The organism is Paenibacillus sp. Y568 (genome assembly GCF_059445545.1).
Map to the genome: position 1 here is coordinate 313753 of NZ_JCAIUM010000003.1, position 12189 is coordinate 325941.

Here is a 12189-nt window from a genome sequence, read left to right on the forward strand (position 1 = left end):
GAAATGATTACGGAATGAATTTACGGAGTACATACTTTTGAGAAACGGGGTGGCTTTGACAATGAGTTTACAAGAACAGATCATTGCGGAACTAGGGGTTAAGCCTTTTATTAATGTGGAATCAGAAGTGAAGGAAAGAGTGGCTTTTCTTAAAAATTATGTGAAGAATGCTGGCTCCACAGGACTTCTAATAGCGATTAGCGGTGGAATTGATAGTGCAGTGGCTGCTGGTTTGTGCAAATTAGCTACAGATGAATTATCCAAAGAAACAGGCAAAGACTACATGACACTAGGTGTATTCCAACCTTATGGGACACAGGAAGATATCGATCATAGTTATGCGGTAGCCAAAGCATTTGATCTAAAACATACGGTGGAAACCAATATTGAGGATTCTGTAACTGAAGTGGCATTGGAAGTAGAGCAAGGTCTTAAGGCTATTGGGGTACATCGCCATATCAGCCCTAAAGGCAAAGGAAATGTCAAAGCAAGAACACGTATGGTGATGCAATACGCTTTATCTTTCGAACTCAATTTGATTGTAGTAGGTACGGACCATGCCTCAGAGGCGATTACTGGGTTCTATACCAAATGGGGAGATGGTGCTGTTGATATCACACCACTAAGTTCGTTAAATAAGCGTCAAGTACGTCAGATTGCTGCATATTTAGGCGTACCACAGTCTATTCTTGATAAGGCTCCTACAGCAGGGTTATGGGAAGGTCAGACTGATGAAGATGAACTAGGTCTAACTTATGATGAGAATAGCGACTATCTAGAAGGTAAGGAAATTAATCCTGCATCTCAGAAACGTCTGGAAGACTTCTACACCAAAACAGCTCACAAGCGCAATGCCATCCCGGGAATATAAGTAGGGTTTTCCTGAACATATAAGTAAAATAGGTGTTTTAATGGAGTGTACACTGGAAACAGTTGTTGCACTCCATTTATTATTTGTAGAATGTCTAGTGAAATGTCGCAACATCAGCAAACGACTGTTACAATAGGAATGTAAGTTCGGATGGAAGGTGTGAGAAGTAATGATTTATGGAATCGGTCATGATGTGCTTGAGATTAAGCGAATCGAGAAGCTACTCAGCGAAAGAATAGGCCAACCTTTTATGAAAAGAGTACTCACATCTAAGGAATATACCTTAGCTCAAAGTCGCGGACCGAAGTTGGTAGAATTTACAGCAGGAAGATTTGCAGCCAAAGAGGCTATAGTTAAAGCATTCGGTTGTGGCATTGGAGCTGTGATTGGTTTTGGAGATATAGAGATCCTTCCAAATGCTTTGGGGAAACCCGAGGTTCATGTGAGTGAACAAGCTTGGAAGAAGTTGAACCTTCCTGGACAACCACAGGATTATGGTATTCATTTGAGTATTACCCACCAGAAAGACCTTGCGTCTGCCTTTGCAGTCGTCGAGCGGTTACATGAACAAGATTAGATTAACTCCCCATGGAATATAAGATAGAGAAGGAGAACCACCATGTCTAACATTGAACAACAACACTATTTTAGTGAGAATCTACTGAGATGGTATCTCGAGAATCGACGGGATTTACCTTGGCGTCGCCATCGTAACCCTTATTATATTTGGATATCTGAAATTATGCTTCAGCAAACACGCGTAGATACCGTCATTCCTTACTTTAATCGATTTATAGAGAGGTTTCCTACGATTGCGGACTTGGCTAATGCCCCGGAGCAAGACGTGTTAAAGTGTTGGGAGGGGTTAGGTTATTACTCGCGTGCTCGTAATTTACAATATGCTGCCCAACAAGTACTAGATTTACACGGAGGTCAGGTACCGAATGACAAGGAAAGTGTGTTTGCCCTGAAAGGTGTAGGTCCTTATACAGCTGGAGCCATTCTAAGTATTGCATTTAATCAACCTGAACCAGCCGTGGATGGAAATGTAATGAGGGTGTTATCTCGTTATTTTCTAATCGAAGAGGACATCATGAAAGGAAGTACACGCGCGCTAATGGAGAGATTAGTGGTGGAGCTCATTCCAGAGGGACAGGCTTCTCACTTTAATCAGGCGCTTATGGAGCTTGGAGCTTTAGTATGTACACCGAAGTCGCCTTGTTGTCTTACATGCCCTGTTATGGAGCATTGTGAAGGAAGACTGGAAGGGAAAGAAAGTGAGCTTCCCATCAAATCGAAGAGTAAACCACCGCGTCCGGAACAAAGATTTGTTGCTTTAATTGAAGGAGAAGGAAATCATACTGGACAAATATTAATTAGACAACGTCCAGAGAGTGGATTATTAGCTCGAATGTGGGAACTTCCGCATATCCTATCCCCAGTGAGTCGAGGAGCTAGAATGGCGGATCAACGTGCTCAGGAGTTATTAGGTGCTGAGATACTAACCGAGGGTATTCCAGCGAGACCTATAGATCATTTCATGGATGCAGAACATATCTTCAGTCACATTCGCTGGCATCTACAAGTGTATAAATGCAAGGAAGAGGATCAGTTACTAGTAACGGAGCAAATAGGGCCCTATACGATAGATGTGACGGAAATTGGAGATACCATCACTGATTATCGCTGGATTACTGAAGAAGAAATGACATCATATGCTTTCCCTAATGTATTTCTTAAGATTATTAATGCTTACTTCGAAGAACAGCGAACGAATAGGGGATTGTAGCTCTTTATAAATATTTAGATACTTCATATATTTAAAAAAATGATCCGCCCTCATAGGGTGGATCATTTTTAACTTATTATATTGAAATTATTTAGCAGCTGCGTAACGTTTAGCAACGGCATCCCAATTTACTACGTTCCAGAAAGCAGAAATATAATCAGGACGTTTGTTTTGATATTTCAAGTAGTAAGCATGCTCCCATACGTCAAGACCAAGAATTGGGGTTAGGCCTTCACTAAGTGGGTTGTCTTGGTTCGGTGTGCTTGTTACAGCTAACTTACCGTCTTTACCAACAACAAGCCATGCCCAGCCACTTCCGAATCGAGTTGTAGCAGCTTTAGCAAAGTCTTCTTTGAATTTATCAAGACCACCAAGTTCGCTATCAATCGCTTGTGCTAATTCTCCAGTAGGGTTGCCTCCACCGTTTGGACCAATGATTTCCCAGAAAAGGCTGTGGTTTGCGTGCCCACCACCATTGTTACGAACTGCAGTACGAATTTCTTCAGGTACACTTCCTAGACCTGTAAGCAATTCTTCAATTGTTTTGTTTTGCAACTCAGGAGCTTTTTCCAGTGCTGCATTCAAGTTTGTTACATAAGTGTTATGGTGACGATCGTGGTGAATTTCCATTGTTTGTGCATCGATGTGTGGTTCTAGTGCATCGTTTGAATAAGGTAGTGATGGTAGTTGAAATGCCATGGTAAATTACCTCCTGCGTATTGTTATTGATTGATTATCTATGAATAAAGGAAATGCGTAAGCATCCTTCATCAACATATGTAGACTTACTATATTATTAAACCGTATTTAACAGATTAAATCAACATTTATGTTTGTAAAGTCGGTTTGTTCAATTTTAATTACAAAACCTTAGTTATGATATCCTATTTGATAAAAAATTATGATAACAGAAACTAGAAATCAATAGTTGGTCTTCTATTATATAGAAAAAAAGAGAGATATAAAGCGCTTTCATAAGAAAACAAGTGTTTTATGGAGAGAAATGTGGTTTAATGGACTAGCAAGAAGGATTTTCAGGTTATTTGTCGTAATTAATATATTCGGGATATGTAAAGTTGGTTCGTTAAGTAACTTTTATTGTAAACCGAATAAAGCTGACGAAAAGGGAGATTTAATTTATGCATGTTCGTTCCTTTCAGTTAAGTGACTGTAATCCAGTAACTGAACTTCTTAAGGTTGCTTTGTCGGAAGATTGTTTTGAAAATACGATTAAACCTTTTTCTAGACAACTTTCATGGGATTCTGACCTGATCATGGTAGCAGAAGGAGATGGCGAGATAGTGGGGGCCTTAATCGGAACGATTGAGAACAACCACGGGTGCTATTTTAGAATTGCTATTCACCCAGATTATCGCCGCAAAGGGATAGGTAAAGCCCTTGTTACTACTATGGAACAACGTTTCCAACAACGTAAAGTAAGTCGTATTATGATTGCTGGAGATGAGCATAATCTTACCGCAATGCCTTTATTTGAGGCAATGGGTTATGGTGCTAACAAAATTTTTGAAGCTTTCCAGAAACTTAGTATTGTTGCACATGTATAGAGTTAGTTACAATAGAGATATAAATAAACAGGGCATTTTACTTTTTTAAATATAGAGCATATCTCGCAACCGTTGCAAAAGCGGAGCAGATATGCTTTTCTATTTATAGGCTGATTTCAACAAATTAGTATAAAAAGAGGTGTATCATGAACCAAGAAAATGGCATAACATCGGGTAGTTCTACATCCCCCAATAAGCCAGAACAATCTAAACCAGGGTGGAAGTCTGAATTATGGGATTGGGTAAAAACAGTAGTAGTTGTCTTTGCAATTATGATGTTGCTTAATGTATTTGTATTTAATTTATCCATGGTCAAAGGGCAATCGATGGAACCTACTTTAGTAGAGCAAGAGCGTTTGTTTGTAAACAAAATAATATATGACTTCACGTCACCTAAACAGGGTGAAGTGGTTGTTCTACACGATCCAAGTGATGACGATACTAAAAAAGAGTTCCTTGTTAAGCGTGTGATCGGTGTTCCGGGTGATGTGGTAGCAGTTATAGAACACAAGTTATATTTAAATGGTGAGTTGCAACAAGAAGAATACATTGATGTGAGCATTCAAGATGAAGACTTCTCTGAGATCGCATTAGAAGAAGATCAATATTTCGTTATGGGTGATAATCGTCACCAAGGAGCGAGCAAAGACAGTCGTTATTTCGGGACAGTTACATCAGATTTGATTGTGGGAAGAGCAGAATTTGTATTCTGGCCATTAAACAAACTTAAAGGACTATAGGCTGATTATATAAAAAGGGAGACGATGTGGAGATGACATTAGAACATGTACAGTCGCTGTATGCTCCCTCGCTATCCGAATGGGAGCAACTAAAAAGGGATATTCAATTAGCTGCATCTAGTCTTGGAATAGATGATATAGGATTTGCTACGGCAGATCCTTTTATTTCATTGAAGTCCATCTTACAGCAGCATCGAGATAATGGATATGATTCAGGTTTTGAAGAACCTGATTTAGATAAAAGGATAACACCTGCTTTACCTTCATCACAACCGACATCATTGATTGCCATTGCAGTGGCTTATCCATCCAAAATGGTAAATCCACCGAAATCGGTACCCGGAGCTAATAGAGGGATATTAGCTCGCTCTGCATGGGGAAGAGATTATCATCACGTATTAAGAGAAGCGATGAGCAAGCTTGAGAATTTCATTAAAGAACGTGTCCCTAATGCCGTGATTGAAAGTATGGTAGATACGGGTGCACTAGTTGATAGAGCTGTAGCACAGCGAGCGGGAATAGGGTTTAGTGGTAAGAACTGCCTAACGATCTCTCCGAAGTGGGGTTCTTGGATCTACTTAGGGGAGATGGTTACCAACATTCCATTCCCACCAGACACCCCTGTAACTGAAGATTGTGGGGAATGTACGAAATGTATTGATTCTTGTCCTACGGGAGCTCTTGTGGGTCCAGGACAACTTAATGCTCAACGTTGCATATCATTCTTGACACAAACAAAGGGCCTATTAGAAGAAGAACAAATGATTAAGATCGGAAATCGCCTTTATGGTTGTGATACATGTCAGATTGTGTGCCCTAAGAATAAGGGGAAGAGCTGGGATCATAACAGGGAGTTACTTCCTGATCCTGAAATAGCGAAACCACTATTACTACCCATTCTTGATCTTAGTAACCGAGAATTCAAAGAGAAATTCGGAGAGAGTGCGGCGGCTTGGAGAGGAAAGAAACCTATGCAGCGCAATGCAATTATTGCATTGGGTAATTTTAAAGATCGATCCGCCGTACCAAGACTTGAAGAAGTGCTGTTAAAGGACCCTCGTTATGAAATGAGAGGAACCGCTGCATGGGCACTAGGACGTATTGGAGGAGAGGAAGCTTTGAATAGCATAAACAAAGGAATACACGTAGAAGAAGATGTGAACGTACAAGAAATGTTAATGAAAGCGAAAGAAAATCTAGAACCGGTAATTACGATGGTAGAAGAGCGTTCTAACGAGATTATTTATTATGATGAGATGCTTTCACCCATTGGGATATTAACGGTGTTTCAATCATCCAAGGGAATATGTTTAATTGAAATGGATTCTTTTACTACAAAAGAGGCAATCATACAGCAATGGGCACGAAACTGGGCACCAAACGCTGAATTTATACAGGATGGCGACCGTCTATCTGAGGCCAAAACTCAATTACATCAATACTTTGATGGTGAGCGTAAACAATTTGATCTTCCACTAGATTTAAGAGGTACATTATTTCAACTACAAGTATGGAGCCAACTTGCCGATATTCCTTATGGGGAGACTCGCTCTTATGAACAATTAGCGGAGGCCATTGAGCGTCCTAAAGCGGTGAGAGCTGTTGGTGGAGCTAGTAATAAAAATCCGGTATCGATTATCGTACCGTGCCATCGTGTAATGGGTACAGATGGTTCTCTTGCAGGCTATGCTTACGGCCACGAGATCAAGAGTCAATTGTTGTCTTTAGAGGGGGCTTTACCCGACAGATAATAAGTTAATTAGGAAATGTAAGGGGAAGATTTATGAGATATGTAAGTATTGGAGATGTAGAGACAGGGCAGTACCTTGGAAAGTCTGTGTACACGTCAAATGGGACGGTACTACTCGGCGCAGGGGTTCAATTAACCGTATTTATGATCAATACGCTCAATCGAATTGGTGTAACGATGTTGTATATCCAGGATCCTCTATATGATGATGTAGAGACTGGTGAAATGTTAGAAGAAGCCACGAAGCAGAGTCTCATTCAGGGAATAAGTGATACGTTTAAAGCTGTACGCTCTGGTAAGGAGTGGAACACGCGAAGAATAGGTAAGAATATCGATGAGCTCATGACAGATGTATTGAGTAACAGAGAATTACTTGTTCATTTAACGGACATTCGAACTGCCGATAATGCAGAATATGTTCATGCCATGAACGTCTGTCTATTATCTACCGTTATGGGCATTAATATAGGGCTGAATTACATTCAGACTAAAGAGTTAGCTACAGGTGCACTGCTACATGACATTGGAAAGAATAAGATTTCAAGGGATGCAGAGATAACTCCTGGTATGAGAAATCATCATACTTGGCGTGGATTTGAGAAACTGAAGAATAAGAGAGAACTTAACCTCTTAATTGCTCACGTTGCTTTGCAACATCATGAAAGGGTAGACGGGTTAGGTCAACCCCGAGGACTTGTAGGGGATGAGATTCATATTTATGCTAAGATTGTTGCGGTTGCTAATACCTTCGATCATTTGATCAGTTATATGCATGGGGAAACGGCACTTCTTCCACATGAGGCTTGTGAGAAGATGATGGCTATGTCGGAAATTGAACTAGATCGGGAAGTGCTGATTCAATTTACAAGAATGGTTTCAATCTATCCGAATGGTACGGGAGTTCGGTTATCAACGAATGAGACGGGTGTTGTTGTACGTCAACATCGAGGTCTACCTGGACGACCTGTAATACGTATTATAAGAAGTGGTATCGGTGACCATCTAGATGTAAAAGAGATCGATTTAGCCATAGAAACGACCGTCTTTATTGAGGAAGTCCTTATCTAGAATTATATTTGCTAGCCTCTTGTAGACATGCTATGATATGTTCGTGTCTACACAAGTTAGACAAACTATTGTAAATATTGAGGTGGCCGAAATGATTATTGCACTTCCTATTATTACGTTAATTGTTGGATTAGTTGGGGGATTTTTTATAGGCGTGTTTTATTTACGCAAACAGATGGAAAAGATGCAGAGTGATCCACAAATGTTGCAAAGAATGGCCAAACAGATGGGCTATAATCTGAATGGTAAACAGATGCAGAAAGCACAGCAGATGATGAAGAATCAGCCGGCTGTTCCAAAGAAAGGCCAAAGCCGTAAAGGTAAGTAATCTTTCAATCCGGGAAATGGCCGTGAGGGGAGGGTATACTTGTGTCTGGAGTTAAAGATTATGTAAATAATGAAGTCGTTAATAATCGTGAGAAGATTGAATATCATATTGAACAAATTTTGAATCTAATTGGTGAGGATGCTAAGCGTGAGGGACTCCTTGAGACACCAGCGCGGGTTACTCGCATGTACGAAGAAATCTTTGCAGGGTATGATGTAGATCCTCGTGATGTGTTAGGCGTGACTTTTGATGAGAACCATGAGGAACTTGTCATCGTGAAAGATATTGTGTATTACAGCCAATGTGAGCATCACATGGCGCCATTCTTTGGTAAAATTCACATCGGATATATCCCAAGTGGCAAAATTGCTGGGCTTAGTAAATTTGCACGATTAGTTGAGGCTGTAACTCGCCGTTTGCAAGTACAGGAGCGTGTAACATCTCAAATTGCAGATATTATTAACGAAGTATTACAACCAAATGGCGTGATGGTTGTCGTAGAAGGCGAGCATCTATGCATGTGCTCTCGTGGTGTTAAGAAACCGGGAAGCAAGACGGTTACTTCCGCTGTACGAGGGATTTTCCGTGAAGATTCTGCAAGTCGTGCGGAGTTCCTATCCCTCGTTAAAGGATAGGAAAACGGCATGAACAGGAATTCACTCCAAATGATCAAGTGGCTCTGGCGATTTGAGGAGACCACTTCAATTCATTCAAATAAATAAAGGCGACTTTTCATTCGGAATCGAATGGGAAATCGCCTTTATTTAAAATATAAGAATTTATAAGTATTTCCTTATAAATAGTCTTATATTTCAACGCTAAACGTTTCTTCGCCGCTAAAGGACGGCGAGGCCATTTATGCTTTTGTTCTGCTCTATCTCTATTGCCTTCACAAGAGGCAATGTGCTTTTGAGATTGACAGCGAACGGAAGAACAATCCGTTATCGTAGCGGCAGCCTAGTCGAATACCGATCATCGTTTCTTAATAGGGGGTTTTCGCCTCTGATGATGTATGAAGATGAACGACCTTTTCTTCTTTTGAGTGGGAAGATGTGGGTTGGAGAAGTTGATTCTGAAATATACCAGGTTGATTTAATGTATCTAGCGTATGTAAGAAGTATTCTGATTCACGAATAATATGTAGAAGCACAGTATTGGCCAATGAATTTTCACGTATGGCAACGCTGTGCTCTTTAATGCTGAATAGGTGTCGAATAAATTCATGGGATTGAAGACATGAGAGAGATAACAACTGTTCTGTCTCTATTAGAAGAAATGGGGATGAAGTTGTATCAGATGAAAGAGATTGATCTAATAGCGTCCTCGCGCTGAGTTCACTTTCATGAAATACCAACGCCCATTCGGTAAGTAGATTTGCATAAGGGATCTCTAGATTAGGAATGACCGCTTGGATGAATACCGTGTGTTCAGATTCTTGGTTTTTCCAAAACTGTATCTCTTCTAAAATGCGTATTGGCAACATAGATCCATACCCGTATAGCATAATTATCCTCCCTAAAAACATGTCATTACGACATTGTATTCAGCAGAGGTTTTTATATGTTGATATGATAATGAAAAACCCGGAATCTGAGGATTCCGGGCTTCTCAAAACTTATGATTGTAATATAGCATATGGCTATTCCTCTAGAAGTGAGGTATTAAGGTTGGTTTTCACATCTTCAAGGAATGAAGAAACGCGTCGTAAGTATTCCCGAGAATGCTCGCGAAAGATAAGTTCATGATGACTTCCATCTACGATCCACACATCGGAGAGCGGGTTAGTCTGATTAGAGGCTAACGATTCGGCAATGCCATAAGGAGCCTTCTCGTCCTCTGTACCATGAATGAAGAAAGTAGGGAATGGGTAATCTTCACTTTTCACTTGCTTATATGGAATTTGACTGAGGCTAGTTCCATTTAATACTGGGAAGAGTAGTTCTAATATTTCTAACGAAGGATGACGTGGTAGAGCTATCTGGTTTTTTATATTGTGATATAATGTATCGGGTTCCAAAAGAAAGGAACTATCAAGAATCATGGCATCTACATCGTCTGTTTGCAGACCCGCTTGAAGTGCTGTGCCAGCCCCCATAGAAAAGCCCCATACGATGATTTGTCCAGCATCACGTTCTTTAGCAAGTTCAATAGCGCCTAGTAATTGCTGTGTTTCAATTTTGCCACCCGTAGCAACGTCTTTATTGTACTCAGCAGCAAAACCGTAGTCGAACATAAGTACATTATAGTTGAGACTATGTGCATAATGAGCAAGATCATACATAGGAACCCATGATTCCTCGCGATTCGCTCCATAACCATGGCTGAATATGATGGTTCTTTTGGATCCTTCAGCAGGGATATACCAACCATGCATCATACGGCTGTCATCAAGAGCAGGAAAGGCAACATCCTCATACTCCATTGATTTGGCAGTTAAGGGATCGGAGTAGATCGGCGCTACTGTAGGATTGGATAAGACCCAAGCAATGTAAGCATGAAGTGCAACGAAACAAAACGCTAGAAAAAAGATAATCGATAGAACTAAAGCAACTATAATATGTTTAACACGAATAAATCGTGGTGGTGCTTTCTCCATGAACTGTTGAATTGGTTCAGATTGTGGGGCATTAGTCCTAGATAACATGTTCATATGAGCCCCTCCTTAGGTCTTATTAATCGTATGCCCCTCATAAAATAATGTCAATGTAGTTTGGACAATTGTTAGCTAATTGTAATATGTAGACTTTCCTCAGGTAATTTCATATAATTTATGTAACCAAGTTTCACGTGATGAAACGACAAAGAGGGGCGATTCAGATTGGAAGATCGCAAATTGACAGTTCGGTCCGTAGAACGGGCACTTGATATATTATTATGTTTTACTACCAATGTTGATCTGGGGTTGACGGAAATATCGGGGAAAATTGGGCTTCATAAGAGCACCGTACATCGCTTGTTGTCGACGCTTGAAGAGAGAGGTTTTGTTAGTAGAGATGCTGCAACGGAGAAGTATCGTCTTGGAATGAAGATATGGGAATTATCCACGCATTTGTCACGAAGCGATGATCCTGCGGTAATCCTGTTACCAGCCATGGAGAAAGTACGAGACCGCTTAGGTGAAACGGTTAGCCTGTATTTACGAGAAGGGAAAGAAAGACTACGTATTCAGGCGGTACAGAGTAACCAAGCTATTCGGCGTGTAGCTCAAGTGGGTGCACGACTTCCGTTATATGTGGGTGCATCAAGTAAAGTTCTTGTTGCATATGCGTCAGCTGAGGAGCAAAAGAAACTGCTAGAAGATCCAGAATGGCCTGCATGGATTGATCGTAATAACTATATGGAACAATTACAGGAGATTCTGGCTAGTGGATATGCCATGAGCTTCGAGGAGAGAGAGCCAGGTGCGGCAGCCATATCAGTACCTATTGCGAATCGACAGGGCATCGTGACTGCGGCTCTCTCTGTATCAGGACCGGTTAACCGACTTTCTATTGATACACTTCATGAGTATGCGCCATACTTAGTAGAAGCAGCACATGATATGGGACTAATGATTCCATAAAAGATACAAAGTAAAGAACAGAAAAAAGTTGTTAGTGTGCCGCTACGATAACGGATTGTCCTTACGATCGCTGTTGCCCTCCGATTTCTTGATTGTATACTGCTTGAAGCGGTTGAAATCCGATGGGCAAGCTTATGCTTCCGATGTAGCTTTCCTACGGAAAGCTTGTAGGCGAACGCTAACGCTTCTTCAGGACAATTCCGTTCTCTTCGCTACTTCGAACTTAATAGTGATTCCGTTTTTAGGCATCATTCACACAATCTATTTGTGGGATTGTTGATACCTATTTTGAAAAGGATAACCAGAGCGTAAAGATAGGCGACCTTCCGTTCATAAATCAAACGAAAAGTCGCCTATTTTAGCTTGTTAAAGTTCATTTAAGAATAAAACCGAAAACGGATTTTTTTTTAAAAAGGCTCTAAATCATAATCAGTGCTTTCAGAATAAGAAGTAGCGCAGGGGGTGGAATTGTCCTGGAGGAACGGAGTGCTCGCCTTTGCCATCGGATTTCTACCG

The 12189-nt window shown here is 40.7% G+C and carries 13 protein-coding genes; 10 read left to right on the forward strand and 3 right to left on the reverse strand.

Translation table 11 applies throughout. The features are described 5' to 3' along the window. Window positions 1–61 precede the first annotated feature (61 nt). From nadE to mutY, 3 genes are all read left to right on the forward strand, one after another. The gene (gene nadE, locus AC1D7X_RS06585) at window positions 62–871 is read left to right on the forward strand and encodes an NAD(+) synthase (protein WP_495455987.1); all 810 of its coding nucleotides are present in this window, start codon (window positions 62–64) and stop codon (window positions 869–871) included. A gap of 169 nt (window positions 872–1040) precedes the next feature. Next, a complete protein-coding gene (gene acpS, locus AC1D7X_RS06590) occupies window positions 1041–1448 on the forward strand; it encodes a holo-ACP synthase (protein WP_495455988.1) in 408 nt (135 codons plus the stop codon). Between the two features lie 42 nt (window positions 1449–1490). Further along, window positions 1491–2660: an A/G-specific adenine glycosylase gene (gene mutY, locus AC1D7X_RS06595; RefSeq protein ID WP_495455989.1), complete on the forward strand. Its 1170-nt coding sequence runs from the start codon at window positions 1491–1493 to the stop codon at window positions 2658–2660. An 87-nt stretch (window positions 2661–2747) separates the two neighbouring features. Here mutY and AC1D7X_RS06600 read toward each other — a convergent pair whose 3' ends face one another. Continuing rightward, entirely contained in the window at window positions 2748–3359 is a 612-nt protein-coding gene (locus AC1D7X_RS06600; protein WP_495455990.1) for a superoxide dismutase, read from the reverse strand. Between the two features lie 440 nt (window positions 3360–3799). Here AC1D7X_RS06600 and AC1D7X_RS06605 point away from each other — a divergent pair, with 440 nt between their 5' ends. From AC1D7X_RS06605 to folE, 6 genes are all read left to right on the forward strand, one after another. After that, a complete protein-coding gene (locus AC1D7X_RS06605; protein WP_495455991.1) occupies window positions 3800–4225 on the forward strand; it encodes a GNAT family N-acetyltransferase in 426 nt (141 codons plus the stop codon). A 146-nt stretch (window positions 4226–4371) separates the two neighbouring features. Further along, window positions 4372–4965, forward strand: a complete 594-nt coding sequence (gene lepB / locus AC1D7X_RS06610; protein ID WP_495455992.1) for a signal peptidase I — start codon at window positions 4372–4374, stop codon at window positions 4963–4965. A 32-nt stretch (window positions 4966–4997) separates the two neighbouring features. Beyond that, window positions 4998–6716, forward strand: a complete 1719-nt coding sequence (queG, locus tag AC1D7X_RS06615; protein WP_495455993.1) for a tRNA epoxyqueuosine(34) reductase QueG — start codon at window positions 4998–5000, stop codon at window positions 6714–6716. A 32-nt stretch (window positions 6717–6748) separates the two neighbouring features. After that, window positions 6749–7783 (forward strand): HD-GYP domain-containing protein, encoded by a 1035-nt coding sequence (locus tag AC1D7X_RS06620; RefSeq protein ID WP_495455994.1) that lies wholly within the window; start codon window positions 6749–6751, stop codon window positions 7781–7783. A gap of 91 nt (window positions 7784–7874) precedes the next feature. Continuing rightward, a complete protein-coding gene (locus AC1D7X_RS06625; RefSeq protein ID WP_495474876.1) occupies window positions 7875–8111 on the forward strand; it encodes a YneF family protein in 237 nt (78 codons plus the stop codon). Between the two features lie 41 nt (window positions 8112–8152). Next, window positions 8153–8746 (forward strand): GTP cyclohydrolase I FolE, encoded by a 594-nt coding sequence (folE, locus tag AC1D7X_RS06630; protein WP_495455996.1) that lies wholly within the window; start codon window positions 8153–8155, stop codon window positions 8744–8746. Window positions 8747–9093: 347 nt separating this feature from the next. Here folE and AC1D7X_RS06635 read toward each other — a convergent pair whose 3' ends face one another. Further along, window positions 9094–9615, reverse strand: coding sequence for a DUF2935 domain-containing protein (locus AC1D7X_RS06635; protein ID WP_495474877.1), 522 nt, complete (start codon window positions 9613–9615; stop codon window positions 9094–9096). Between the two features lie 135 nt (window positions 9616–9750). Next, window positions 9751–10707 (reverse strand): alpha/beta hydrolase, encoded by a 957-nt coding sequence (locus tag AC1D7X_RS06640; protein WP_495456073.1) that lies wholly within the window; start codon window positions 10705–10707, stop codon window positions 9751–9753. A gap of 222 nt (window positions 10708–10929) precedes the next feature. Between AC1D7X_RS06640 and AC1D7X_RS06645 the strand changes: the two genes are divergently transcribed. After that, window positions 10930–11673 (forward strand): IclR family transcriptional regulator, encoded by a 744-nt coding sequence (locus AC1D7X_RS06645; protein WP_495474878.1) that lies wholly within the window; start codon window positions 10930–10932, stop codon window positions 11671–11673. Window positions 11674–12189 lie beyond the last annotated feature (516 nt).

Excerpts from the sequence above, each read along its gene's own strand:
- queG (WP_495455993.1), top strand. The coding sequence starts at position 4,998 with ATGACATTAGAACATGTACAGTCGCTGTATGCTCCCTCGCTATCCGAA.
- lepB (WP_495455992.1), top strand. The coding sequence starts at position 4,372 with ATGAACCAAGAAAATGGCATAACATCGGGTAGTTCTACATCCCCCAAT.
- acpS (WP_495455988.1), top strand. The coding sequence starts at position 1,041 with ATGATTTATGGAATCGGTCATGATGTGCTTGAGATTAAGCGAATCGAG.
- AC1D7X_RS06620 (WP_495455994.1), top strand. The coding sequence starts at position 6,749 with ATGAGATATGTAAGTATTGGAGATGTAGAGACAGGGCAGTACCTTGGA.
- AC1D7X_RS06635 (WP_495474877.1), bottom strand. The coding sequence starts at position 9,615 with ATGCTATACGGGTATGGATCTATGTTGCCAATACGCATTTTAGAAGAG.
- AC1D7X_RS06625 (WP_495474876.1), top strand. The coding sequence starts at position 7,875 with ATGATTATTGCACTTCCTATTATTACGTTAATTGTTGGATTAGTTGGG.
- mutY (WP_495455989.1), top strand. The coding sequence starts at position 1,491 with ATGTCTAACATTGAACAACAACACTATTTTAGTGAGAATCTACTGAGA.
- AC1D7X_RS06640 (WP_495456073.1), bottom strand. The coding sequence starts at position 10,707 with ATGGAGAAAGCACCACCACGATTTATTCGTGTTAAACATATTATAGTT.
- AC1D7X_RS06600 (WP_495455990.1), bottom strand. The coding sequence starts at position 3,359 with ATGGCATTTCAACTACCATCACTACCTTATTCAAACGATGCACTAGAA.
- nadE (WP_495455987.1), top strand. The coding sequence starts at position 62 with ATGAGTTTACAAGAACAGATCATTGCGGAACTAGGGGTTAAGCCTTTT.
- AC1D7X_RS06605 (WP_495455991.1), top strand. The coding sequence starts at position 3,800 with ATGCATGTTCGTTCCTTTCAGTTAAGTGACTGTAATCCAGTAACTGAA.